At 73.4% G+C, this 24,203-nt stretch carries 22 protein-coding genes and 3 pseudogenes; 11 read left to right on the top strand and 14 right to left on the bottom strand.

Going from position 1 to position 24,203, the window contains the following annotated elements; translation table 11 throughout:
* The 3 genes from ACWEQL_RS24795 to ACWEQL_RS24805 form a co-directional block, all read left to right on the top strand.
* Window positions 1–209 (top strand): zinc ribbon domain-containing protein (locus tag ACWEQL_RS24795; RefSeq protein ID WP_452152506.1); only part of this gene is annotated, 209 nt, incomplete at its 5' end.
* A 159-nt stretch (window positions 210–368) separates the two neighbouring features.
* The gene (locus ACWEQL_RS24800) at window positions 369–899 is read left to right on the top strand and encodes an SMI1/KNR4 family protein (RefSeq protein ID WP_452152507.1); all 531 of its coding nucleotides are present in this window, start codon (window positions 369–371) and stop codon (window positions 897–899) included.
* Window positions 900–1,113: 214 nt separating this feature from the next.
* Entirely contained in the window at window positions 1,114–2,013 is a 900-nt protein-coding gene (locus ACWEQL_RS24805; RefSeq protein ID WP_452152508.1) for a hypothetical protein, read from the top strand.
* Window positions 2,014–2,022: 9 nt separating this feature from the next.
* On the opposite strand, the gene ACWEQL_RS24810 is transcribed toward ACWEQL_RS24805, so the two are convergent.
* The 6 genes and pseudogenes from ACWEQL_RS24810 to ACWEQL_RS24835 all read right to left on the bottom strand — a co-directional run bounded on the left by ACWEQL_RS24810 (window position 2,023) and on the right by ACWEQL_RS24835 (window position 7,649).
* Complete coding sequence (locus ACWEQL_RS24810) at window positions 2,023–2,973, bottom strand: GNAT family N-acetyltransferase (protein WP_452152509.1); 951 nt, start codon at window positions 2,971–2,973, stop codon at window positions 2,023–2,025.
* 87 nt (window positions 2,974–3,060) lie between these two features.
* Window positions 3,061–3,789, bottom strand: a pseudogene (locus ACWEQL_RS24815) (putative Ig domain-containing protein); the annotation flags it as partial.
* Window positions 3,790–3,990: 201 nt separating this feature from the next.
* Window positions 3,991–4,698, bottom strand: a pseudogene (locus tag ACWEQL_RS24820) (S1 family peptidase); the annotation flags it as partial.
* A gap of 169 nt (window positions 4,699–4,867) precedes the next feature.
* Window positions 4,868–5,221: a hypothetical protein gene (locus ACWEQL_RS24825; protein ID WP_452152510.1), complete on the bottom strand. Its 354-nt coding sequence runs from the start codon at window positions 5,219–5,221 to the stop codon at window positions 4,868–4,870.
* Window positions 5,218–5,691: a hypothetical protein gene (locus ACWEQL_RS24830; protein WP_452152511.1), complete on the bottom strand. Its 474-nt coding sequence runs from the start codon at window positions 5,689–5,691 to the stop codon at window positions 5,218–5,220. Before ACWEQL_RS24830 ends, ACWEQL_RS24825 begins: the two co-directional genes overlap by 4 nt.
* 65 nt (window positions 5,692–5,756) lie before the next feature.
* Window positions 5,757–7,649, bottom strand: coding sequence for a CocE/NonD family hydrolase (locus tag ACWEQL_RS24835; RefSeq protein ID WP_452152512.1), 1,893 nt, complete (start codon window positions 7,647–7,649; stop codon window positions 5,757–5,759).
* 289 nt (window positions 7,650–7,938) lie between these two features.
* On the opposite strand from ACWEQL_RS24835, the gene ACWEQL_RS24840 reads away from it, so the two are divergent.
* From ACWEQL_RS24840 to ACWEQL_RS24850, 3 genes are all read left to right on the top strand, one after another.
* Window positions 7,939–9,066 (top strand): HoxN/HupN/NixA family nickel/cobalt transporter, encoded by a 1,128-nt coding sequence (locus tag ACWEQL_RS24840; RefSeq protein ID WP_452152513.1) that lies wholly within the window; start codon window positions 7,939–7,941, stop codon window positions 9,064–9,066.
* Window positions 9,067–9,552: 486 nt separating this feature from the next.
* Window positions 9,553–9,936, top strand: coding sequence for a hypothetical protein (locus ACWEQL_RS24845; protein ID WP_452152514.1), 384 nt, complete (start codon window positions 9,553–9,555; stop codon window positions 9,934–9,936).
* Between the two features lie 728 nt (window positions 9,937–10,664).
* Entirely contained in the window at window positions 10,665–13,052 is a 2,388-nt protein-coding gene (locus tag ACWEQL_RS24850; RefSeq protein WP_452152532.1) for a lamin tail domain-containing protein, read from the top strand.
* A gap of 76 nt (window positions 13,053–13,128) precedes the next feature.
* Here the strand turns inward: ACWEQL_RS24850 and ACWEQL_RS24855 are convergent, their stop codons facing one another.
* The gene (locus tag ACWEQL_RS24855) at window positions 13,129–14,052 is read right to left on the bottom strand and encodes an SGNH/GDSL hydrolase family protein (protein WP_452152515.1); all 924 of its coding nucleotides are present in this window, start codon (window positions 14,050–14,052) and stop codon (window positions 13,129–13,131) included.
* 303 nt (window positions 14,053–14,355) lie between these two features.
* On the opposite strand from ACWEQL_RS24855, the gene ACWEQL_RS24860 reads away from it, so the two are divergent.
* The 3 genes from ACWEQL_RS24860 to ACWEQL_RS24870 all read left to right on the top strand — a co-directional run bounded on the left by ACWEQL_RS24860 (window position 14,356) and on the right by ACWEQL_RS24870 (window position 16,904).
* Complete coding sequence (locus tag ACWEQL_RS24860) at window positions 14,356–16,011, top strand: FAD-binding dehydrogenase (RefSeq protein ID WP_452152516.1); 1,656 nt, start codon at window positions 14,356–14,358, stop codon at window positions 16,009–16,011.
* Window positions 16,012–16,177: 166 nt separating this feature from the next.
* Window positions 16,178–16,582, top strand: a complete 405-nt coding sequence (locus tag ACWEQL_RS24865; RefSeq protein WP_452152517.1) for a (2Fe-2S) ferredoxin domain-containing protein — start codon at window positions 16,178–16,180, stop codon at window positions 16,580–16,582.
* 70 nt (window positions 16,583–16,652) lie between these two features.
* A complete protein-coding gene (locus ACWEQL_RS24870) occupies window positions 16,653–16,904 on the top strand; it encodes a hypothetical protein (protein WP_452152518.1) in 252 nt (83 codons plus the stop codon).
* Between the two features lie 17 nt (window positions 16,905–16,921).
* Here the strand turns inward: ACWEQL_RS24870 and ACWEQL_RS24875 are convergent, their stop codons facing one another.
* The 3 genes from ACWEQL_RS24875 to ACWEQL_RS24885 form a co-directional block, all read right to left on the bottom strand.
* Window positions 16,922–17,254: a YnfA family protein gene (locus ACWEQL_RS24875; RefSeq protein ID WP_452152519.1), complete on the bottom strand. Its 333-nt coding sequence runs from the start codon at window positions 17,252–17,254 to the stop codon at window positions 16,922–16,924.
* Between the two features lie 10 nt (window positions 17,255–17,264).
* On the bottom strand, window positions 17,265–17,897 hold the full coding sequence (locus ACWEQL_RS24880) for a pyridoxamine 5'-phosphate oxidase family protein (protein ID WP_452152520.1): 633 nt from the start codon (window positions 17,895–17,897) through the stop codon (window positions 17,265–17,267).
* Window positions 17,898–18,071: 174 nt separating this feature from the next.
* Window positions 18,072–19,286 carry a pyridoxal phosphate-dependent aminotransferase gene (locus ACWEQL_RS24885; protein ID WP_452152521.1) on the bottom strand — a complete coding sequence of 405 codons (1,215 nt, stop codon included), beginning with the start codon at window positions 19,284–19,286 and terminating at the stop codon, window positions 18,072–18,074.
* 96 nt (window positions 19,287–19,382) lie between these two features.
* On the opposite strand from ACWEQL_RS24885, the pseudogene ACWEQL_RS24890 reads away from it, so the two are divergent.
* Window positions 19,383–19,781 (top strand): annotated as a pseudogene (locus ACWEQL_RS24890) (winged helix-turn-helix transcriptional regulator); the annotation flags it as partial.
* Window positions 19,782–19,923: 142 nt separating this feature from the next.
* On the opposite strand, the gene ACWEQL_RS24895 reads toward ACWEQL_RS24890, so the two are convergent.
* The 4 genes from ACWEQL_RS24895 to ACWEQL_RS24910 all read right to left on the bottom strand — a co-directional run bounded on the left by ACWEQL_RS24895 (window position 19,924) and on the right by ACWEQL_RS24910 (window position 22,917).
* Window positions 19,924–20,319: a hypothetical protein gene (locus ACWEQL_RS24895; protein ID WP_452152522.1), complete on the bottom strand. Its 396-nt coding sequence runs from the start codon at window positions 20,317–20,319 to the stop codon at window positions 19,924–19,926.
* Window positions 20,316–20,843, bottom strand: a complete 528-nt coding sequence (locus ACWEQL_RS24900; RefSeq protein ID WP_452152523.1) for a protease inhibitor I42 family protein — start codon at window positions 20,841–20,843, stop codon at window positions 20,316–20,318. Before ACWEQL_RS24900 ends, ACWEQL_RS24895 begins: the two co-directional genes overlap by 4 nt.
* A gap of 11 nt (window positions 20,844–20,854) precedes the next feature.
* Window positions 20,855–22,429 carry a peptidoglycan-binding protein gene (locus ACWEQL_RS24905; RefSeq protein ID WP_452152524.1) on the bottom strand — a complete coding sequence of 525 codons (1,575 nt, stop codon included), beginning with the start codon at window positions 22,427–22,429 and terminating at the stop codon, window positions 20,855–20,857.
* Between the two features lie 152 nt (window positions 22,430–22,581).
* Complete coding sequence (locus ACWEQL_RS24910) at window positions 22,582–22,917, bottom strand: hypothetical protein (RefSeq protein ID WP_452152525.1); 336 nt, start codon at window positions 22,915–22,917, stop codon at window positions 22,582–22,584.
* 452 nt (window positions 22,918–23,369) lie between these two features.
* On the opposite strand from ACWEQL_RS24910, the gene ACWEQL_RS24915 reads away from it, so the two are divergent.
* On the top strand, window positions 23,370–24,170 hold the full coding sequence (locus tag ACWEQL_RS24915) for an SGNH/GDSL hydrolase family protein (protein ID WP_452152526.1): 801 nt from the start codon (window positions 23,370–23,372) through the stop codon (window positions 24,168–24,170).
* The last annotated feature ends 33 nt before the right edge of the window (window positions 24,171–24,203 follow it).

A 24,203-nucleotide genomic window follows, 5' to 3' on the forward strand; every position in this document is an offset into this window, starting at 1 on the left:
CTGAAAGCGCCGGTCGAGTGGTGATCGCCGTGGACCCCCGCAACACCTCCCGCACCTGCACCGAATGCGGGCACGTCGCGCCGGAGAACCGGCCCACACAGGAAAAGTTCCACTGCGTCGCCTGCGGCCACACGGCCAACGCTGACACAGTCGGAGCCACCAACGTTCTACGGGCCGGGCTGGTCCGTCGCAACGCCCGGAAGGGCTAGCGAGAAGCCCCCTCATTTATGAGGGGGAGGAGTCACCATGTCGCCGTACGAGATCATGTCCTACAGCTCCCCGTCGAACGGGGAGGGGCCCCGCACCCGGCAGCCGGCCTTCCTGTTCCGCGTGATTCATCCGGACCTTCCTTTTTGGAGAGACCGCTCGTGTCCGAATTCCTGGCCCGTCTGATCGACCTCTGCCCGCCCGACGAGGCGCCCGGGGCCGCAGTCTCCTGGGAGGCTCTGGAGGCCCGTCTGGGATTCCGGCTGCCGGCCGACTACAAGGAGTTGGTCGGCCGGTACGGTCCTGGCTCGTTCGACGAATTCCTCTCCGTCGTCCAGCCGGAGTCCGCGTACAGGTCCTTGGACCTCGAAGCCCAGATCGAGTCGGCGCGCTCCTCGCTGCGGAGCATGGCGAAGGCGAACGAGGGCGTCGAGGGCTGGCCGCCCCGGCATCCGGTGGAGTCGCTGACGCCGGTCTGCAGGACCGAGAGCGGTCAGATCGTCTACTGGGTGCGCGAGTGCCCGGACGAGCCGGACACCTGGACGATCGCGGTCAACGAATCACGGGGGATCCGATTCGAGTATTTCGACGGCGGAGTCGTCGAGTTCCTGGTGAAGGTGCTCTCCGGCGAGTTCGGGGTTTCGTTCTTCGTGGAATTCCCCGGTGAAGAGCCGGAATTCGAATCCTTCTGAGAGCCGCGCGGGAATCCGGATGAAGCCTCGCGTGGTCGCCTGGTCGCCGCCGTGGCGGCCGGTGCGCAGGAAGTCGGACCGGCCGACTTCTTGCGCCGAGCCGTGAGCCCGCCGGTCACGTCCCCGCCGGTCACGTCCCGGTCACGCCCGCCCTGCCACCCTGACGGCGAGCCGCCGTACGGGTCGGCGGAGGAGCGAGCGGAAGGGGAACACCGTGAGAAGGTCCCTGGTGGCCGCACTGGCCGCGTCCGTGATGGCCGCCCTGCTGGTCGGGACGGAGCTTCCCGGGGTGGCGACGGCGGCCTCGACGTACTGCAACCAGAGCGCACCGAACGACTCGCTGCTGTTCTACCGGAGCGACAACGGCCAGGCGGGGACGGGGACCCTGGTGGCGGGGCAGTGGCAGCAGACCGCGGCGCGGCAGCTCCCGGCGGGGTACACGCACGCCGCCGCGAGCCGGGACTCGCTGCTGCTGTACAACGCGAACACCGGGACCGGTGAGTCCGGCACCTTCACGAACGGCACCTACACCCGGGTCCAGACCTACGACGACTTCTCGACCGGGTGGAGCGATGTCGAGGCGACGGGTGACTCGGTGCTCTTCTACCAGGCCGGCACCGGCAAGGGCGGCACCGGCACCCTGAAGGGTGGCGTGTACCAGGAGGTGCGGCAGTACGACGACTTCGCCGTGAACTGGGGCAGCATCGCCGGCTCCTGCGACACCATGGCGTTCGCGTCCGGCCAGGGCCAGGCCACGGGCGACCTGGGCTACGGCACCCTGCAGAACGGCGTCTACCAGCACGTGGGTGACCGGCAGGGCGAGCCGTCCCTGGGCAGCCTGGTCGCCACCAGGGACACGGCACTGGCGCTGGCGCCGAACGGCTCCCAGCTCCAGGCCCGGGTGGCCTCGGCGACCGACGGCCGGGTGGGCAGCTTCCAGACGATCGGTACGACCGGCATCTGGGAGGACACCGGCCGGACCTCGGACAGCGTGTTCTTCTACCGGAGCGACGGGACCGCCTGGACCTCGACGCTGAGCGGTGGCACCTACGCCAACGTCGGCCCGGTCGCCAACGTCTCCTCGGGGTGGACGCTCATCGAGGGCGGCGTGTAGGCGCGAGTTCTATCGAGGGTGCTGCAGCAGGCGGACCATCCTGCGGTGGCCGGGGAGCAGGCGGTATCCCAGGGCCGCGTTCACGGCCAGCATCGGGGCATTGCCCGCCTCGACCTCGGTGCGCAGGCGCCGGATGCCCGCAGCGGCGAGCCGGCGGGCGGCGGTGAGCTTGAGGGCCCGGGCCAGCCCCCGGCCGCGCCAGTCGGGGTGGACGGCGGTGTAGTCGACGTACGCGGTGTCCCGCTGCTCGGTGTGCTGGACGGCGGTGACGCCGACGAGGGCGGCCCCGGCGTGGGCGGTGAACACCCAGTCCGGGCGGCAGGCCGGGCCGTCGAGCACCTCGGCGCGCCAGGTGGCGAGGTCGGGCAGGGCGTCCACGAAGCCGGGGTTGTCGGGCAGGGTGAGCCGGTACAGCTCGTGGAGCCGGGCTGCCGCGTCCGGGGCCGGATCGGTGGCGAGCGTGCCGAGCGCGATGCCCGGGAGCGAGGGCGGCTCACCGGCGACGAGGTCGGTCTCGGCGCCCAGGAGGTGGGCGTCGACCACGTGCCCGCGCTCCAGCAGCAGCCGTAGTCGTCCGGGCTCGTCGTCGGGCAGCTCGCCGAGCAGTCGGGTGGCGCCGGTCGAGGTGGCCCACTGCTCCAACGCGCCGACGAGCTCGCTGTACAGGGAGTCCGGCTGCCCCTCGGCGAGGATCGCCGTACTGGCCAGATCGCCGGGCGGCGTCCACGGTGCGCGCCAAGCGGTGGCGAAGCCCAGTGCCTCATCCCCGGCCGATACGGCCAGCAGGCGGACGCGCCCGTGGCCGGTCAACTGCTGCTCCCCGTCGAGCTCTAAGGCGTTCGACCTGGGCAATGCGGCGTCCTGGGCGGCGAGTTCACCTGCCGAGGTGCCCAACAGACGGGCCAGCGAGGGGTAGTCGTCGGGTGTGCGCAGCGCGCGGATGCTCGGCCGGTCGGTCACGCGGGCGAGATTAGGCGGCGGGTGGCCCCGGCGCGAGCGGATTTCTCCCGCACCCGCGCCGGGGCCCGTTCGGTCATCGCCCAAGCGTCAGCTGGTGGCGATCGCGGTGTCGTCGATCACGAAGCTCGTCTGCAGCGAGGAGTCCTCGGTGCCGGTGAACTTCAGGGTGACGCTCTGGCCCGCGTAGGCCGAGAGGTCGAAGGTGCGCAGCTGGTAGCCGGAGGCCGCGTCCGCGTTGGAGTAGGTCTTCAGGCTGGTGCCGTTCACCGTGACGTTGAGCTTGTCGTAGACCGTGGAGCCGGACTCGTTGGTGTCGATGTGCAGGTAGAAGGAGAGCGTCGCCTTGCAGCCGGCCGGGATGGTGACGGTCTGCTGGAGGGTGTCGGTGTGGGTCGAGCCGTAGCCGTTCAGCCAGGCCTTCCACGAACCGCTCTTCGGCGCCTGCGAGGAGCTGTTGTCCACCACGCCGCTGGAGGAGGTCCACGGCGAGGCGCTGCCGGTCTCGAAGCCCGCGTTGCCCAGCAGTTGCGCCGGGGTGCAGGTGCCGCCGGTGCCGCTGACGGTCCAGCCGAAGGACGTGGTGCCGGTGCGGCCCGCCGAGTCGCGGACGGTGACCGTGACGGTGGAGGTCGCCGCGGTGGTGGCGGTGCCGGTGATGAGGCCGGTGGAGGCGTTGATCGACAGGCCGGCGGGCAGGCCGGTGGCCGAGTAGGTCAGCGGCGCGGTGCCGCCGGTGGCCTGGATCTGCAGGTTGACCGAACCGTTCACGGTGGTGGTCTGGCTGCCGGGGTTGGCGACCGTGACGGTGCCGGTGCCGGCGGGCTTGGTGAGCAGGCAGCCGGCGACGTTGAGGTCGATGACGCGGCCGGAGCCGAGGCAGGTGGTGAACCAGTACGTCTGCTCGCCGTAGCTCTGGCCCTTGTAGGCCTTGGTGGTGCCGTCGGCGGCGACCTCGCACGGGTTGTTGAGCGTGCACATCGCGCCGTCGTCGTTACCGGTGTTGTTGATGCCGATGACCTTCTTGGTGGCCGTGTCGACGATCGGGGAACCGGAGGTCCCGTGGGTGGTGTTGCAGCCGGAGCTGTAGCGGATCGCGTCGCGCCAGGTCCACTGGTCCTCGCGGAGGGTGTCGACGAACCCGTTGACCGAGCAGTTCCACACCTGCTTCCAGTACGAGGAGGGTATGTACATCGCGGTGCCGTCGGCGGGGCGGACGTCGCTGATGGTCAGCGCGGTGGCGCCGTACTTGGAGCTGATCGAGGAGAAGGTCTCGTTCAGCTGGTACAGGGCGACGTCGGTGCCGGTCATGGTGGCGTACAGGATCTTGTCCGCCTGCACGGTGCCGAGCGAGGAACCGGACGCGCTGAGCAGGGTGCCGCTGCGGCTGGCGGTGACGTTCTGGATCACCTGACCCGCCGTCGGCATGGTCGGCAGGCAGTGCCCGTTGGTGAGCATCAGGGCCCGGTCGGTCTCCACCGACGAGGGGTAACGCACCAGCGAGGCCGAACAGTTGCTCAGCGCGATGGTCGAGGCCAGGTCGGCGGCCCGTACCGCCGTCGCACCCTGCCCCGCCGCCTGTGCCGGCGACGCCATGGCGGTCAGCGCACCCGCGACCACCGCACCCGCGCCGGCCACGGCGACAACTCTCTTGAACATGGCTCTCCTTGTGGGGGATTCACGGGTGCACGACCGATCGCGGACACCCGCGCCGCACGAACCTGCCATGGTCACTTCAAACGGTCAATCGTCCGGACGGAATTCACGCCATCGATTCCGGTGGCACCCGACGGTGCGGAAAGGGACATCGCACACGGAAGAAGCCACCTCAACAGCACTGTCGGGCAGTGCTGTTGAGGTGGCGTCGGATGGGTGGCGGGCCGAGTCCGGGAGGGGGCTAGTCGGTCGGCCTGGGGTGGCCGGTGCCGGCGTGGACGATCCAGCCCGTTCTACTCACGTCGTCGATGAGGTGCCAGATGCGTCCGCCGCCGGTGACCTCGTACTGCCGGCGCTCCAGTTGCAGGCCCTTGAAGCCTCCGGTGCCCAACGCCCCCTTGAGGCGGTGGTGGCGGTGGGGGTGATCGGTCGAGCGGGGTGCGGTGCGGATCGCCTCGAAGGCCCGCCGCAGGTTGCTGGCGGCGTGGCGGCTCAGCTGCTCCCACCCGTCGGCGGCTTCCGTGGTCGCGAAGCGGAGGTCGAACTCGGTGTCGACCGCAGGGGGAGCCGCCCGGTCCCCGCGCTTGGGGCTCATCCGGCCTCCTCGGGGACCGGGGCCGGTCCGAGGTCGGCGTCGGGCTCGCGGGTGAGAAGCGCGTGGAGGGCCGGATCGGCGTGGATCTCGGCGCTGTGGCGCCACTGGGTGAGCAGGGTCGCGAGCGGGGCGAGGTTGTCCAGGGCGGCCGCGCCGCGTGCGGTGTCCACCAGTTCGGCGAGCAGCGTGTCGATGTCGTCCGGGGGGAGGAACGTCACCCAGGGCAGGGCCTCGGGCAGGGCGGCGCGCAGGGCGGCGGTGTTCTCGGTGCGGACCAGCCCGGCGAGCAGCCGTGCGGTGAAGTCGACGACCGTGGCGTCCTGTTCCAACTGGTCGACCCGCATCAGGGCGAGGTCGCCCGCGTCGCGTCTGCGCAGTCGCAGCGCGCGGACCGCGTCGAGTCTGCGTGTGGTCGCGGCGGGCCGGTGGAGCAGCTCGCTGAAGGGGACGTCCTCGTAGGCCGCAGTCATGACATCCACACTAGCTCGGATGTCGGGTCGGGCGGTACGTCCGGTGCCTCGCGGCGGCCGGAGGGTCAGGCCTCTTCGCGGGGGATCCGGTGGTGCCACTCGCGGGTGCGGACGGGGGTGCCGGCTTCGAGGGCGGTGAGGCGGGTGTGGACGGTCAGGTGGGTGGCGTCGCAGCGGAGTTCGGTGCGGGTGTGGACGGTGACGTCCCAGCCGATGTCGGGGCGTTCGAGGCGGACGGTGCGGTCGGTGCGGGTCTCGGCGCTGAGCGGGTCGCCGGCGAGGACGCGGTGGGCGGTGACGGTGTGCTCGTCGCGGACCAGGCCGTCGGGGTGGGTGCGGGTGCCGTCGGTGGCGGGGCCGAGTTCGGTGCGCCACTCGTGGCGGGCCAGGTCGTGGACGGTGAGCCGCTCGGGGCGGGCGGTGAGGGGTTCGGTGAGGTGGATCGCGGGCGGCGGCGGCAGCTCGGGGGCGGCCGGCGCGTACGGCGGGGCGTCGCCGCCGGCGGCGAGGTGGCGTACGGGGAGGGTGAGCGTGCCGTGGGACGGGTCGACGTCGTAGCCGGTGGGCTCGGCGGCGGGCCAGACCCAGGGCCAGTACGCGGAGGAGAGCGCCAGCCTCAGCCGGTGGCCGGCCGGGAAGCTGTGGCCGGCGGCGGCGAGCTCGACGGCGGTCTCGGTGGTGGTGGGGCGCAGCACGCCGCGGGTGACCAGGGTGGAGGTGCCGTCCGGGGCGACGTCGCAGAGCCGGGCGGCGACCAGGCCGGGGACGGCGGCGAGCCGCAGCAGGACGGCGGGCGCGCCGAGGATCTCCACCGGCTCGGGCAGCGGGGCGGAGTCGAAGCAGACCGAGCGGCCGTCCTCCTCGCGCTGGTCGGGCGGCAGGTCGGCGGCGCTGCCGTGCGGGGTGTACGCGCCGGCGGCGAGGCCGGTGTGCTGGGGGGAGCGGACGTGGACCCAGCGGTCCTCGGAGGCGGTGCCGGCGGTGCGCAGCGGGCCGTCGAGGCCGTAGTGGATCTCGCGGACGTCGGGGGAGGGCCAGCTGTCCTCGGCGATCCAGCGTCCGCCGAGGCGGGCCCGTAGGACGGGCTCCTTGAGCACACCGGTGTCCATGTCGCGCAGCCAGTGGTCGAACCAGCGCAGCGTCTCGGGCAGCACCTCGTCGGGCAGGCCGTGCGGCCAGGGGCCGATCACGCCGTGGGTGGCGGGTTCGGCGAGCAGCCGCAGGACGGCGGAGCAGGACGGATCGCCCCAGCCGCTGACGACGAGGGTGGGGACGGCGCTGGCGGAGGCCGAGGCGGCGGCCGGGGTGGCGGGCTCCAGGGCGTCGAGGCGTTCCAGCCAGCGGGTGCGCCAGGCGTCGCCGACGTGCAGCGGGTCGGGCGGGAGGGCCGCGGCGGCGAGGTCGGCGGCGGTGCGGGTGTGCAGGTCCTCGGCGAGGAGGGCGCCGCCGAGCCGGTGGCCGGGCGGGGTGGGGCAGGCGGCGACCACGGCCCGGACGGTCCCGGGGAGGCGGGCGGCGAGCAGCAGGGCGGTGTCGCCGGCCCAGCCGTGGCCGAGCAGGCCGGCCCGGCCGTCGCACCAGGGGCGGGCGGCGAGGTGGCGGACGACCTCGGTGCCGTCCTCCAGGGCCTGTTCGAAGTCGCCGGCGACGCCGTCGGAGTTGCCGTGGCCGCGGACGTCGACCCGGGCGCAGGCGTAGCCGTGGCCCGCGTACCAGGGGTGGCGGCGGGCGTCGTCGGCGGCGGTGCGGTCGCCGAGGCGGTCGGGGGAGTACTCGACCAGGACGGGGACGGGCTCGTCGGTCACCGGGCGCCAGAGCCGGGCGGCCAGCTCGGTGCCGTCGGGGAGGGGGACGCGCAGGTCCTCCCGCGTGGTGCGGTACGGCAGGGGCGCGGACGGCAGGGGTGAGGGGGACGTGGGTGACAGGGGTGCGGGCGACAGGGGTGCGGGCGACGACATGGCGGCTCCCAGCGGGGTCCCGGGGCGGTGCGCGGTACGGGCGGCGCAGGGGTGCCCGTACCGCGCGGTGGTCGGCAATCCGACAGTAGGGGACGAACCCGTCGATTTCCTCCCGAGCCGTGACCCGCGGGGCCCGCCCGGACCCCGCCGGCCCCGGAGCCCCGGAGACCGCGGAACGGATTCGCACACCTGGCAGTGACAGCCTTGTAATTGCGCATGACTTGCAAGTACGTACGCGACGGGGGAAAGATGGCCCGGCTCAGCCCGTCTCCCCCGAAAGGACACCAGGATGTCCAGCCCCGCCGAGGCCGCCACGCCCGTCAGATGGCGCGACCGGCTCACCCGCGACGAGTGGATCCGCCTGGCCGGTATGGGCGGTTTCATCCTCGCGCTGCACGTGATCGGCTGGTTCACGCTGCTCGCGGTGATCGCGCCCGAGCACTACGACGTCGGCGGCCAGGTGTTCGGCGCCGGCATGGGTCTGACCGCCTACACCCTCGGCATGCGGCACGCCTTCGACGCGGACCACATCGCCGCCATCGACAACACCACCCGCAAGCTGATGGGCCAGGGCAAGCGCCCGCTCTCGGTCGGGTTCTGGTTCTCGCTCGGCCACTCGTCCATCGTCTTCGGCCTCTGCGCGCTGCTCGCCTTCGGCATCCAGTCGCTGGCCGGGCAGGTCGAGTCGGACGACTCCACCCTGCACGAGGCCACCGGCCTGATCGGCGTCACCGTCTCGGGGACCTTCCTGCTGCTGATCGGCCTGATCAACCTGGGCGCCTTCAACGGCATCCTCAAGGTCTTCCGCCGGATGCGCCAGGGCGAGTTCGACGAGGCGGAGCTGGAGGCCCAGCTCGACAAGCGCGGCTTCCTCAACCGGATCCTCGGCCGGGTGACCAGGGCGGTCACCAAGCCCTGGCACATGTACCCGGTCGGCCTGCTGTTCGGCCTGGGCTTCGACACCGCCACCGAGGTGTCCCTGCTGGTGCTGGCCGGCGGCGCGGCGGCCTTCCAGCTGCCCTGGTACGCCCTGCTGGTGCTGCCGGTGCTGTTCGCGGCCGGGATGAGCCTGCTGGACACGATCGACGGCTCGTTCATGAACTTCGCCTACGAGTGGGCGCTGTCCAAGCCGGTCCGCAAGGTGTACTACAACCTGACCGTCACCGGGCTCTCGGTGCTGGTGGCGCTGGTCATCGGCTCGGTCGAGCTGATCGGGCTGCTCGGCGAGAAGCTGGAGATCACCAGCGGGCCGGTCGCCTGGATCGGCGAGCTGGACCTGGAGTACGTCGGCTACGCCATCGTCGGCCTGTTCGTGGTCACCTGGGCGGCGGCGGTCGGCTACTGGAAGCTCGCCAAGGTCGAGGAGAAGTGGACGGCGGCGCTGGCCCGGCCGGCCGCGCTGGCCGAGTCCGAGTAGGACGGATCCCGCGTACGCACGAGGAGAGGCCGGTCCGGGGGCGCACCCCCGGGCCGGCCTCTCCCGCGTCCTCCTCCGGTCCCTCATCGGTGGGACGTCGGCTCGGTACCGCGGGTCCACCCGGCCCACCGGCCTCGGCGCCGGTGAACGCGAACCGCTGCGCCTGCTCCCCACCGGCTGCACCGACGACGCGGCGGCCGAGCGCCTCGGCGCCCCCGTGCGGACGGTCCGCCGGCGGACGGCGGCGCCGATGGAACGGCTGGACGCGGCCGGCCGGTTCGAGGCCGGGCCGAAGGCGGCGCAGCGGGGTCGGCTCCGATCCGACGGACCGTCAACCATGGCGTCCCGATTGATCTTCGTGCCGTCATCGCGCCATGCAACGGCCTCGCAACAGGACCGCTCCGGGCGGCGTGCGCCCGGCCGTCCGGTGGGTAGGGTGCGGGCGGGCCGTCCACGGCGGGCGGCGCGGGTCGGGAGGTGGGGCGGATGACGTCGGCCAAGGCACGCTGGGTGGTCGCGGCCCTGAGCTCGCTGGTCACCTTCGTGGTGGTGGTGTCGGCCGGACGCGCCGCCGACCCCGGGTGGCTGCCGAAGGGTGACGCCGGATGGGGCGTCCTCGCCGGCTTCGCGGCGGTCGCCGCGGCGGCGGTCCTGGCGGCGGGCGGCTGGTGGGCGGGGCAGGCGGCGGGTGGCGGGGCGGCCCCGCGGCGGCAGGTGCGCCAGCGGGCCGTGGCCGCCGACGAGGCCGAGATCGACCAGTCCGCCGGCGGCGGGAGCGGCCCCGCGGCCCACCGGGCCGACGTCGACCAGGACGCCAGGGCGACCGGCAAGGCGAAGATCAGGCAGTCCGGAGGGGACCGGCGGTCGTGAAGGCGGCGGACGATCCGAAGCGGCGGCCGTTCATCGAGCGGTGCACGAAGGTGTTTTCACGGACCGTGAGGGAATCCCGGGCCGGAACACCGGGAGACACGTCCGTCGCTCGCGGCAATTCCCGTCCCGCGGTATCCGCGGCCGGGCCGTTCCGGTGGGCCGACGGTGATTCAGGGGAAATGCGGTGCGGGATTCCCGGGGATTCCCGGCCCTGATCATCCCGTTCCGCCGAGGGGTCGCGGCAATCCCGTCCCCGCCCGCCGGCGGTGCGGGGTGCCGGGCGGGGACAGGGCGGTGACCGGGCGGATCGTCCCGTCCCGGGAGCGGATTCCCGGGACGGAACGCACCGATACGGACTTTTCCCGGGCGAATCCCGCCGTCGTGCGATCGCGATGCGACGACTCCGCGTCCTGATCACCTCACGCCCCGTCAGTGGTACCGAAAGTTAACCGCCGGGGACTTGTCGTGTCATTTTCTACGCGCGTATCTTGTCGGCTGCGGGGGGCGGTCCAGCTCCTCGCGCCGATTTCTACGCGGGTAGCGCGCGGTGAGCGCCTACCTGACCCACCCTCACCCCGCACGGGTCCGGCGGCCCCACGTCCGCCGGGCGGTCGTGCCACCCCCGAATGCCGTGTCACCGTCGGGTGATGCGGCGGACCAAGGAGTCCTGCCCGGTGACCACCACCACCGATCCCCGCAACCGCACCCGTTCCCGCTCGCGCCGGGCGCTGCTGCGCGCGACCGTGCTCCCGGCCTCGCTGGCCGTCTCGCTGGTGCTCGTCCCGCTGCCGGGGGCGGTCGCCGCGCCGTCGGCCGACGTGGTCCTCGCCGAGGTGTACGGCGGTGGCGGCAACTCGGGGGCGGCCCTGAAGAACGACTTCGTCGAGCTGGCCAACCGGGGCGGCGCCGCCTTCGGCCTGGACGGCTGGAGCGTGCAGTACATATCCGGCACGCCGGGGGCGAACTCCCAGTGGGGCGTGACCCCGCTGACCGGGACGGTGGCGCCGGGCGGTCGCTTCCTGGTGGGCGCGGCGGCGGGCGCCGGCGGCACGGTGGACCTGCCGACCGTGGACGCGGCCGGCTCGCTGGCGCTCTCCGGCACCAGCGGCACCGTCGCGCTGGTGCACGGCACCGACCCGCTGACCTGCAAGACCGCGGCGGACTGCGCCGCCGACCCGCGGGTGCGGGACCTGGTGGGCTACGGCACCGCGGTGGTCCGGGAGGGTTCCGGCCCGGTGGCCGGGGCGTCCAACACCGCCTCGGTGGCCCGCCGTGCCAACCTGGCGGACACCGACGACAACGCCGCCGACCTGACCGCCGGCGCGCCGACCCCGACCAACAGCAAGGGCGAGGTCGCCGAGGGCTCCACCCCGACCGGCCCGACCGAGCCGGGCAGCGTGCGCATCCACGACATCCAGGGCTCCACCCGGCTGTCGCCGCGCACCGGCAAGACCATCCCGGGCGTGCCCGGCATCGTCACCGGCGTGCGGACGTTCGGCTCGAAGGGCTTCTGGATCCAGGACCCGAACCCGGACGCGGACCCGGCGACCAGCGAGGGCCTGTTCGTCTACACCGGCGGCGCCAACCCGACCGTCAAGGTCGGCGACTCGGTGCTGGTCACCGGCAAGGTGACGGAGTACTACCCGAACTTCAACGGCGGTTCGCAGTCGCTGACCCAGCTGACCAACCCGGCCGTCACCGTGGTCTCCTCGGGCAACCCGGTGCCCGCGCCGGTCGTCGTCGACACCCGCAACATCCCGGGCCGCTACTCCCCGCAGGTACCGGCGGGCGCCACCACCATCGAGGGCCTCACGCTGGCCCCGGAGACGTACACCCTGGACTTCTTCGAGTCCCTGGAGGGCATGAACGTCCAGGTCAAGGACGCCCGGGTGATCCAGGCGACCGCGCACAACGAGCTGTGGGTGGCCGCCGACAAGCAGGACCAGAAGAGCAGGCGCGGCGGTGTGCTGTACGAGTCGTACGCCGAGCCGAACGTGGGCCGGCTGAAGATCCAGCAGCTGGCGCCGCTGGCGCAGCAGCCGTTCCCCGAGGCCAACGTGGGTGACGTGCTGACCGGCACCACCACCGGCCCGATGGACTACAACCAGTACGGCGGCTACACGCTGGTCGCCGAGCAGATGGGCACCCTGCAGGACAACCACCTGCAGCGCGAGGTGACCGCCCCGGCCGGTGAGCGCGAGCTGAGCATCGCCACGTACAACGTGGAGAACCTCGACCCGGCGGACCCGGACGGCAAGTTCGCCGAGCTGGCCCAGGCCGTGGTGACCAACCTGCGCGCGCCCGACGTCATCGCCCTGGAGGAGATCCAGGACAACAACGGCCCGAAGAACGACGGCACGGTGGACGCCTCCGCGACGGTGGCCAAGTTCATCGCCGCGATCAAGGCGGCCGGCGGTCCGGCGTACGACTGGCGCTCGGTGGACCCGGAGAACGGCAAGGACGGCGGCGAGCCGGGCGGCAACATCCGCCAGGTGTTCCTGTTCAACCCGGCGCGGGTGTCCTTCACCGACATCCCGGGCGGTTCGGCGACCACCGCCGTGGACGTCACCGGCACCGGCGCGGCCGCCGCGCTGACCGCCTCGCCCGGCCGGATCGACCCGGCGAACGAGGCCTGGGCGAACAGCCGCAAGCCGCTGGTGGGCCAGTTCTCCTTCCGCGGCAAGAAGGTCTTCGTCATCGCCAACCACTTCAACAGCAAGGGCGGCGACCACGGCATCGACAGCCGCTTCCAGGAGCCGGTGCGCAGCTCCGAGGCGCAGCGGATCAAGCAGGCCGAGGTGGAGCAGGCCTTCGTGGCGAAGCTGCTGGCGGCCGACAAGGAGGCGAAGATCGTCTCCCTGGGCGACTTCAACGACTACCAGTTCTCGCCCGCGATCGGCGCGCTCACCAAGGGCGGCGTGCTGCGCTCGCTGGTGAACGAGCTGCCGGAGAAGGAGCAGTACTCGTACGTCTACCAGGGCAACTCGCAGGTGCTGGACCACATCCTGGTCAGCCCGGAGATCGGCTGGGCGAAGTACGACATCGTCCACATCAACAGCGAGTTCGCGGTGCAGGCGAGCGACCACGACCCGCAGGTGGTGCGCATCAAGCCGTGACGACGGCGGACCGAGGGGGCGCGGCCGGGGTCTGGCCGCGCCCCCTCGGGGCTTTCCCGACGGTACGGGTCGCGGGTCAGCGCAGGGCGGCCAGGACCGCGTTCGCCATGACCCGCTCGCCGGTGGCGTTGGGGTGGAAGGGCACGGCGGGGGAGCCCGGCAGCGCCCCCTCGATCCAGCGGTCGCCGGAGCAGACGTCGTGGCCGGCGGTGGGGGTGGCGGTGTCCACATAGGTGGCGCCGTTGGCCGTGGCGGTGTTCCTCAGCATGGTGTTGAGCTTGCCGAGGATCCCGTGCAGGTACTCGACGTCCCCGACGGTGACGGGCTGCTTGCCGAAGCACTTCCACGCGTCGGCGGGCAGCACGGACGGGTAGCCGACGACCAGGATCCGGGCCTTGGGGGCCTTGGTGCGGATGCGCTTGAGCACGTCCGCGATCTGCGGGGCGGCGCCGTCGACGCGGTCGGCGAGGTCGTCGTTGCCGTACTTCCAGGACCAGCTGCCCCAGTCCCAGTAGCCGTGGTGGTAGACGTCCTTGCAGGGCGTGCCGAGCGGGTTGACCAGGGCACCGGCCATGCAGACGGCGATCACGTCGCCGATGCCGAGGTCGGTGACGCCCAGGTCGTTGCCGCCGATGCCGAGGGTCACCAGGTCGGTGTCGGCGGTGACGGCGTCGAGCTGGGGGTCGTTCACCCGGATGAAGGCGTCGTACTGGGGCGAGGTCATCGCCTTGGTCTTGGCGGCGGCGCAGGTGACGTCGGTGTACTTCGCGGCGCCGAGCGCGGAGGCCACCAGGTGGCCGTAGTTGCGGTCGGAGCGCAGGCAGAGTCCGGCGGACTGGCCGGGCACGCCGGCGCCGGAGGCGTACGAGTCGCCGAGGGCCACGTAGTGCCGGGGGGCGGCGGTGGCCGCGTGGGCGTCGGTGGTGGTGAGGGCCAGGGAGGCGGCCAGCGCGAGCGCACCGAGCACGGCGGGGCGGAGTTTTCGGGCAGGGCGGAGCACGGGTTCCTCCTGGGGGAGAAGAACGGGTGGGGGTCGTGCGGAGCCGGGCCACAGCTTCTGCTACTGCAAAGTAAGTTACTGTCAGGTTTCGTATCCGTCCATGCACCGCGCGAAATTCGCGGAAAGCTCCCCCGGATATTTCGAATTACGCTCCACCGTGTAGCGCGGGCATTTCCGGTACACCTCGGAGCGGAATTGCCGCCGCTGCTTGTTACCGGTCGGTTGACGGGTCGGTCCGCAGGCCCCAGGATCGGGACCACCCCGCCGTCGGGCGGGGGCGCGCCACGCTCACGGAGGACCCGCATGGCCCTGGACGCCGACGTCATCGTCATCGGAGCGGGCCTCGCGGGCTTGGCCGCCACCGCCGAACTCGCCGACGCCGGACGGAAGGTGATCCTGCTCGACCAGGAGCCCGAGGCCTCCCTCGGCGGGCAGGCGCACTGGTCCTTCGGCGGCCTCTTCCTGGTCGACTCGCCCGAGCAGCGCCGGATGCGGGTGCGCGACTCGCACGCCCTGGCCTGGCAGGACTGGCTCGGCACGGCCGGCTTCGACCGCCCCGAGGACGCCTGGCCGCGCAAGTGGGCCGAGGCGTACGTCGACTTCGCGGCCGGCGAGAAGCGGGCCTGGCTGCACGCCCAGGGCGTGCGCTTCTTCCCGGTCGTCGGCTGGGCCGAACGCGGCGGACTGCTCGCCGAGGGGCCCGGCAACTCCGTCCCGCGCTTCCACATCACCTGGGGCACCGGCCCCGGCCTGCTGGAGCCCTTCGTGCGCCGGGTCCGGGCCGCCGTCGCGAGCGGGCTGGTCCAACTGCGGTTCCGGCACCGGGTGACCGCGCTGTCCGCGCACGCGGGGGTGACCGACACCGTGAGCGGCGAGGTGCTGGTGCCGAGCGACGCCGTGCGCGGGCAGGCCAGTTCGCGCGAGGTCGCGGGCGCCTTCGAACTGCGCGCCCAGGCCGTCGTGGTGACCTCCGGCGGCATCGGCGGCAACCACGACCTGGTCCGCAAGGCCTGGCCCGCCCGGCTCGGCACCCCGCCCGCCAGGATGCTCTCCGGCGTGCCCGCGCACGTGGACGGGCTGATGCTGGAGGCGACCGGCGCGGCCGGCGGCCACCTGATCAACGGTGACCGGATGTGGCACTACACCGAGGGCATCGAGAACTGGGACCCGATCTGGGCCCGGCACGGCATCCGCATCCTGCCCGGCCCCTCCTCGCTCTGGCTGGACGCCACCGGCGAGCGGCTGCCCGTTCCGCTCTTCCCCGGCTTCGACACCCTCGGCACCCTCGAACACATCATGTCCACCGGCCACGACCACACCTGGTTCGTGCTCACCCAGAAGATCATCGAGAAGGAGTTCGCGCTCTCCGGCTCCGAGCAGAACCCCGACCTGACCGGCCGCTCGCTGCGCGGCGTCCTCGGCCGCGCCCTGCCCGGCGCGCCCGGCCCGGTCGAAGCCTTCAAACGGCACGGCGTCGACTTCGTGGTGGCGCGCGACGTCCCCGACCTCGCCCGTGGGATGAACGCCAGGACCGGCCACGCCCTGATCGACCCGGACGGGCTGCGCCGGGTGATCGAGGCCCGGGACCGCCAGCTCGCCAACCCCTTCGCCAAGGACCTCCAGGTCACCGCGATCCACGGCGCCCGCCGCTACCTCGGCGACCGGCTGATCCGCACCGCCGCCCCGCACCGCATCCTCGACCCGGCGGCCGCCCCGCTGATCGCCGTCCGCCTGCGGGTGCTCACCCGCAAGTCGCTCGGCGGCCTGGAGACCGACCTGTCCGGCCGGGTGCTGCGCGCGGACGGCTCCGTCCTCGACGGCGTGTACGCGGCCGGCGAGGCCGCCGGTTTCGGCGGCGGCGGTGTCCACGGCTACCGCGCCCTGGAGGGCACCTTCCTTGGCGGCTGCCTCTTCTCGGGCCGCACCGCCGGCCGCGCCGCGGCCCGCGCGGTCTCCTGACCGCCCCGGGCGCGCCCACCGGGGGCGTGACGGACCTCCCGCACCGGGGCGTGACGGACCTCTCGCGGCGGGGACACCGGGTCATGGGGGAGAATCCGGTGATCACGGGGGCGCCGCGGGAGCGTGCGGCGGCGGCCCCCGGAGCGCGAGGAACAGGGGTAGGGACATGGGTCGTCGAGACCGTACGGGCAAGCAGGCGCCGGCCGCGCCGGTGACCGTCACGGTGTGCCGGGGCTGCTGCTGCGGCACCCGGGAGAAGCACCCGGAGGTGGACCACGCCGCCCAGTTCGAACGGCTGCGGGAGGCGGTGGGCGACCGCGGCCGGGTCCGCGCGGTGAAGTGCCTGGACGTCTGCGCGCACTCCAACGTGGTGGTGGTCGGCCCGTCCGGCGAGGGCCGGGCGGCCGGCGGGCGGCCGGTCTGGCTGGGCTGGGTGCTCCAGGACGACATGATCGACGAGATCGCCGAGTGGGTGGGGGCGGGCGGCCCCGGAGTGGCCGAACCGCCCGGCCTGCTGGACCTCCAGCAGATCAGCGTCTCCCGGCGGGTCCGGGACGGTCTGCCCGGCTGACGGACGCGCCCCCGGGCCGGGGCCACTGGCACTACGATGACCGGTGGCCCCGACCCGGGAGGGAATCTCCGTGACCACGGTCTGCCGCATCTGCGCGGGCACCGGACGCACCGCCGGCCTCAGCTGCCGCACCTGCCAGGGCACCGGCACCACCGAGGTCGGCGGCGGGGGCGGGAACTGCTTCCTCTGCGACGGCACCGGCGTGTACGTGCGGTACCGGGTCGACGCCGCCGGCGCCAAGCACGCCTACCGCGACGAGGTCTGCCGCACCTGCGACGGCACCGGCAGCCGGGCCCCGGCCACCCGGGACGAAAGCCCGTGACGCATGGTGACGGTCGGTCAGCGGCGCGGCCCGTACATGATGACCGCGACCCCGGCGAGGCAGACCAGCGCGCCGAGGACGTCGTAGCGGGTCGGCCGGAAGCCGTCCACCAGGACGCCCCAGAGCAGTGAGCCGGCCACGAAGACCCCGCCGTACGCGGCGAGCACCCGGCCGAAGGAGCTGTCCGGCTGGAGCGCCGCGACGAAGCCGTACCCGCCGAGGAGGAGCACGCCGAGGCCCGCCAGCCACCACGGGCGGGCCTCGCGCACGCTCTGCCAGACCAGCCAGCAGCCGCCGATCTCGGCGAGGGCGGCCAGGGCGAACAGGGCGGCGGAGCGCAGGACGGACATGCCCGCCAGGCTACGGGGCGTAGAGGTTCCCGCCGTACGTCGGGCCGTAGTAGCGCTCCAGCTCCTCCAGCGGCTCGTCCTTGCGCTCCAGCGCCTTGGAGATGACGGCCCGGGACGGCGCGGCCTGCGGCGCCCAGGTCTCCGGCTTCCACAGGCTGCTGCGGAGCAGGGCCTTGGCGCAGTGGTAGAAGACGGTCTCGATCTCGACCAGCACGGCGATCTTCGGGCGGTGGCCCTTGACCGTCATGCGGTCGAAGAACGGCGCGTCGCTCAGCAGCCGGGCCCGGCCGGTGACCCGCAGGGTGTCGGCGCGGCCGGGGATCAGGAAGATCAGGCCGATGTGCGGGTTGCCCAGGATGTTGTGGAACCCGTCGCCGCGGCGGTTGCCGGGGCGCTCGGGGATGACCAGGGTGTGGTCGTCCAGGACGAGGGCGAAGCCGGCCGGGTCCCCCTTGGGCGAGACGTCGCAGGTGCCGTCCGCGGCGGAGGTCGCGACCAGGCAGAACGGCGACGCGGCGATGAACGCCTTGTCCATCTCGTGCAGGCCGGGGCGGTCCTTGGCGGCGTCGCGGGCGGTGGGTTCGCCGAGCAGCGCGCGCAGTTCGGCGGCGTCGGTGACCTCGGTGTAGGCGTGGGTGTCCATCGGTCGTCCCCCTGGTGATCTTCGGTGGGACCGATGGTACGGGCGGGGCCCCGGGGTGCTCCCGGGGCCCCCTGATGCCTGGGCGTGGGGTCCGACGTGACGTCAGGGGCCGGCTCGGAGGCGGCGCCGGACCTGGCGTCAGGTCTGGCGTCGGATCCGACGTCAGGTCCGGCGTCAGGCCTGGCGGTAGGTGGCCAGGAAGCGGCCGATGCGGTTGATCGCGGTCTCCAGGTCGTCGGCCCGGGGGAGCGTCACGAAGCGGAAGTGGTCCGGGCGCGGCCAGTTGAAGCCGCTGCCCTGGACGACGTGGATCTTCTCGCGCAGCAGCAGGTCCAGCACGAACTGCTCGTCGTCGACGATCCGGTGCACCGCCGGGTCCAGCCTGGCGAAGGCGTACAGCGCGCCCTTGGGCTTGACGCAGCTGACGCCGGGGATCTCGTTGAGCGCCTTGTACGCGACGTCGCGCTGCTCGGTGAGGCGGCCGGCCGGCAGGAGCAGGTCGTTGATCGACTGGTGGCCGCCGAGCGCGGCCTGCACCGCGTACTGGGCGGGGACGTTGGGGCACAGCCGCATGCCGGAGAGCATGGTGAGGCCCTCCAGGTAGTCGCTCGCGTGCTGCTTGGGGCCGGAGACCACCACCCAGCCGCTGCGGAACCCGGCCACCCGGTAGGCCTTGGAGAGGCCGTTGAAGGTGAGGGTCAGCACGTCGTCGGCGAGCGCGGCCAGGCAGTGGTGCTCGGTGCCGTCGTAGAGGATCTTGTCGTAGATCTCGTCCGCCAGCACCATCAGCCGGTGGCGGCGGGCCAGGTCGAGGATGCCCTCCAGCAGCTCCTTCGGGTAGACCGCGCCGGTGGGGTTGTTGGGGTTGATGACCACGATGGCCTTGGTGCGGGCGGTGATCTTCGAGGCGATGTCGTCGAGGTCGGGGTACCACTCCGCCTCCTCGTCGCACCGGTAGTGCACCGCCTTGCCGCCGGCCAGCCGGACCACCGCCGTCCACAGCGGGTAGTCGGGCATCGGGACGAGCACCTCGTCGCCGTCGTCCACCAGCGCCGTCACGGTCATCTGGATCAGCTCGGAGACGCCGTTGCCGAGGTAGACGTCGTCGACGGTGACCCCGCCGACGCCGCGCTGCTGGTAGTACTGCACGACCGCCCGGCGGGCGGGCAGGATGCCGCGCGAGTCGCTGTAGCCGTGGGCGTTGGGGAGGTTGCGGATGATGTCCTGGACGATCTCCTCCGGCGCCTCGAAGCCGAACGGGGCGGGGTTGCCGGTGTTCAGCCGCAGCACGCTGTGCCCGGCCTCCTCCAGCGCGTTCGCCCGGTCGACCACCGGCCCGCGGATCTCGTAGCACACGCCCGTCAGCTTGCTGGACTGGCGAAACTCCATCTGCGGCCTCCCGACCCGTCACCTGCCCCGTCCTGGTTGCTTTGTTCTACCAAGTAAGCACTTGGAAAGTCCAACCTTTTGGCTATGCTGATCCACATGTCACGCCGAAGCTACGACCAGTACTGCGCAGTCGCCCGCGCCCTGGACGCGGTGGGGGAACGCTGGAGCCTCCTGATCGTCCGTGAACTCCTGGCCGGCCCGCGCCGCTACACCGACCTGCACGCCGACCTGCCGGGGGTCTCCACCGACATCCTCGCCACGCGGCTCAAGCAGCTGGAGGGCGAGGGCCTGGTGCTGCGCCGTCGCCTGGAGCGGCCGGCCAACGCCACCGTGTACGAGCTGACCGGCCGCGGCCTGGCGCTGCGCCCGGTCGTCGAGGCGCTCGGCGTCTGGGGCATGGACGTGCTGGGCGAGCAGCGCCCCACCGACGCCGTACGGGAGCACTGGTTCACGGCCGTCCCGGAGCCGGGCCCCGCCGCGGCCGCGGCCGCAGGCCCGGCCCCCGCAGCCCCGGCCCCCGTCGTCGAAGCGCGGCCCGCCGTCGTGCCGGTGGCCGGCTGACCCGCGCCCCGGAACGCACCGGGTCCCCGTACGCAGGCGTACGGGGACCCGGTGCGGGGTGCGGCGGGTGCGGGTGTCAGCCCGGCGGGCGGGCGGCCCGGCGCATGCCGAGGATCTCGGCGACCGCCTCCAGCCAGCGGGCCAGCAACTGGTCGGCCTCCGTGGTGGTGGCCGTGGTCGCGGCCGCGGTGAGCCAGTCGCGGGCGAGCCGGGAGGCGGCCCCGCCGGGCAGCGGCTCGGCGAGCTCGGCGGCGTACCGGGCGCCGCCGGCCCGGACCACCCCGGCGAGGAAGGTCAGCGAGCGGGGCAGCACCCCGAGGTCGGCGGCGGCCAGCGCGGCGGCGACCGCGCCGTCCCCGAACAGCCCGCTGCGGTACGGGCCGGGGAAGGCCAGGCCGTAGCGGAGCATGGTGGGCACGTCCAGGGCGCGCATCTCCTCCTCGCCGCGCGGGAGGTGGCGTCCGGCGCTCATCGGACCGTCACCGTGTAGGTGTTGCGCACGAGAAGCTTCCTGTCGTGGTCGCTGGGGCTGGCGGAGCTGCACAGACCGCGGAAGCAGTTGAACAGCGTGATGGTGGTGGTGCCGGCGGCCCGGCCCTCGAAGGTGAAGTACCGGGTGCCCCCGGCGCCGTCCCGCTTCTCCGCGCCGGGCGCCGCCTCGTAGCGGTCGCCGACGGTGGTCAGCACGGCGGGGTCCGGCCTGGGGTCCTCGAAGCGCCAGCGATCGCCGATCGAGGCGTTGTCCCGGACGGCGACGGTGAACCGCTCGCCGGCCTTCAGGTCGACGATGCGCTCCTGCGCGTCGAGCACCCGGCCGCGGCCGGTCCCGGCCGGGTCGTCCCCGGACCCGCAGGCCGCCGTGCCGGCCAGGAGCAGGACGACGGCGGCCGCCAGGGCGGGGGTCCGGGCCGCCAGGGCGGGGATCCGGGTCGCCCGGGTGGCGGTCCGCACGGCGGGCGGGATGGTGCGCACGGCGGTGGTGGGGGTGCTGGACATCGGGGCCCCGCTCACTTCGGGAGGTGGACGTCGAAGGCGGTGGGCAGCCGGTTGTCGGAGGCGCCCGCCATCCGGCCGTTGATGAAGTCCTCCTCGCTGACCCAGGTGGTGGTGCCCCACGGGTTGTAGACCTGGAGCATGCCGCCCTCCTGTCCGACGATCATCAGCGCGTGGCCGGAGTACTCGCCGTTCTCGTCGGTGCCCTCGACCCCGACCGGGACGGGCTTGCCCTCGGCGACCGCCTTCTCGATCTGCGGCAGCAGGGCCCGGCGGTCGTCCGGGTTCGGCATCTCCTTGTAGTCGTACCGGGCCCCGGTGTGCGGGCTGACCTCGCTCTCCATCACCTTCTCCTGCCCGGCCGCGTCCATGCCGTCCCAGCCGTCGCCACCGTCACCGGCGACGTGCACCCGGTGCTGCTCGGCGAGCAGGCGCCGCTTGAAGGCCTCCGGATCCTCCTCCTGGCCGCTCGGGCCGCCGGTCATCTCCAGCGCGAAGACCGGGTCGACCAGCGCCCGGGCGGTGATGGTCGAGGAGGCCACGCAGGTGCCCTCGTCGTCCGGCTGCTGCCAGATGCCGGAGCGGAAGCCCACGGTGTCCCGGTTCTTGTTGGCGCCGTTCTCCTCCTGGCCGCCGCTGGAGAAGTCGCCGTCCTCGGTGTACACGGGGGACAGGTGGCGGCGCAGCCACTCCGGGTCCTTGCCGTGGATCTTGTCCCGGAAGGTCCGGATCTCCCCCGGGCCGCGTCCGGAGGCCAGCGCCTTCATCAGGTAGGCCCGCTCCTGCGGTGACGAGGCCTCACCGAGCATCTTCTCGAACTCCGCGCGGTCCCGGTCGTTCATCCGGCTCAGGTACTCGCCCGCGCGCCGCATGTCGGTGGAGCTGAGCAGCTCGTTGAGCTCGGTCGGGCCGTTCGCGCCGGAGGTCTCGGCGAGCACCAGCTTGTCGGCGGCGCTGATGCCCGGGGCGTTCAGCCGGCTCGCCCGGGCCTCGGAGGCCAGTTTGTTGAGGTCGCGGGCGGCGGCCCGGGCCGCGTCGTCGGCCCGGACGGCGGCCTGCCGCATGCCCTCCACGGCCTGGACGGCCTCCTTGGCGGCCCGCTTGCGGGCGGCCTCCTCCTCGTCGTCCTCGTGCATGTCGTCGAAGAACCCGTCCTCGCCGCCCAGCGAGCCGAGCACCTGCTCCAGGTGGGAGCGGGCGGAACGGTCGGCGGACTGGGCGCCGCGCAGCGCGTCCGCCAGACCCAGCAGGGCGTTGGCGCCCTGGTGGAAGGCGGTGGTCTGCTGGTCGACCGCGCGGCCGGCGGCGGCCACCACCTCGGTCGCCCGGGCACCGGTCGAGCCGGTCCACACGTCCGGCAGGCCCTGCCCGGCGACCGAGGTGACCTGCTGGTGCACCTGCTCGGACTCGGCCGCGGCCCGGCGGTAGCGCTGTCCGGCGGCCTCGATGGTGGCCGGGTCGCCGACCGGCGCCCGGACCGCGAGGGCCTTCCTGATCTCCGCGATCAGCGCGTTCTTGCTGTCGGCGCCCCGGACGGCGTTCAGCCGCTCGCCCAGGATCCTGCGCCGGTCGGTGGTGGATTCGCCCATGTCCGCCCGTCGTCCCCGTTCCCCGTGATTCCCGTCGGTGGTGATGTCCCCGGCCGTCGGGTGCAGATGTCCCCGGCCGCCGGGTGGTGGTGCCCTCGGCCGTCGTTCCGTGGCCCGTGCGGCGGGCGCGGCCGTCGCCCGGCGCCGTCCGGTCAGCCGAAGGGGCGGTGCTCGCCGCCGGCCGCGGCCGTCCGCAGGCCGTCCACCACGCCCGCGTCGGCGTTCTGGTAGTTGGCGGAGGAGGTGCGCACCTTGCCGGCCAGTTCGTCGAGCGCGCCGCGGATGGTCGCGCTCTCGGCCTGCCAGGCGGCGGCGAACGCGGTGTACGCGGGTCCGGCGTCCTCCCCGCCGAAGACGTCCGGGACGTAGCAGAGCGGGTCGGCGACGGCCGTCCGGATCGTGCCGACGGACTCGGCCGCCTTGCCCAGGCTCGCTGCCTGCCCCTCCGCGCCCGCGGACCGGATCCCGTACCCGGAACCGTCAGCCATGCCCCGCCCCTCCCCCTGGTCCGGACGGCCTCCCCGGCCGTCCGCGTGGCCGTCGTGCGACGGCATCCGTGCAGCTTAGGGAGGCATCCGGAGTCGGGCAATCCGCGGACGGCCCCGGCCGGGCGCTGTGACAGGGCTGGGACATTGGGGGAGCGGTTCGGGCGGGCCGCCCGGTCACCGGTGCTGCGGGGTTCGGTGCCGGGGGGCGCGGTGCTGAGGGTTTCGGTCCCGGCGGTCCCCGGTGCCGGCGGGCACCCGGTGCTGACGAGCGGCCCGGGCGTACTGCTCACGACCGGGCCGCTCCGCCGGACCTCCGCCCGGCCGTGCCGGGGCGTCCCCCGGCGGGACGGAACTCTGCCGCGCGTCGATAAACGGAGGATCGACGTTCGATTGGCAGCGCCCGCCGTCCCGCCGGACGGCGGCCTCGTGGGTGCGCGTAGCATCGGGGCGCCATGGAGAACACCACCGACCTCGGCACCGACCGGGGATACGCCAGCTACGTCGCCGTCGGTGACTCCTTCACCGAGGGCATGTGCGACGACCTGCTGCCCGACGGCCACTACCGGGGCTGGGCCGACCGTCTCGCCGACCGCCTCGCCGCCGAGCGGCCCGCCGGTGCCTTCCGCTACGCCAACCTCGCCGTCCGGGGCAAGCTCATCGGCCAGATCCACGACGAGCAGCTCGCCGACGCCGCCGCGATGCGCCCCGACCTGGTCACCCTGGCCGGCGGCCTCAACGACGTGCTGCGCCCGCGCTGCGACATCGACCGGGTCGAGGACCTCCTCGGCCGGTCCGCCACCGCGCTGCGCGCCACCGGCGCGACCGTGGTGATGTTCACCAGCACCGACCCCAGCCGCCGGCTGCCCGGCAGCGCCCGGCTGCTGCCCACCATCCTGCGGATGAAGGCCTTCGTGCAGGACCTCGGCCGGGACCCGGGCATCGCCGTGGTCGACCTGTTCTCCGCGCCCTGCTTCGACGACGCCCGGCTCTGGGCCGAGGACCGCCTCCACCTCTCGCCCGAGGGTCACCGCCGGGTCACCGAGGCCGTCCTGGAGTCCCTCGGCCGCCCCGCCACCTTCGACTGGCGCGCCCCGCTGCCGCCCGCCGGCCCGGCCACCCGCGGCGCACGGCTGCGCTCCGACTCCCGCTGGCTGCGCGCCCACCTCGGGCCGTGGATCGGCCGCCGGCTCACCGGGCGCTCCTCCGGCGACGGACGGCCGCCCAAGCGCGCCGAGCTGCTGCCGTACGGGTAGCCGGGCCGCCGCCCGTACGCCCCGGGGGCCCTC

The sequence above is a fragment of the Kitasatospora sp. NPDC004240 genome (assembly GCF_053603215.1).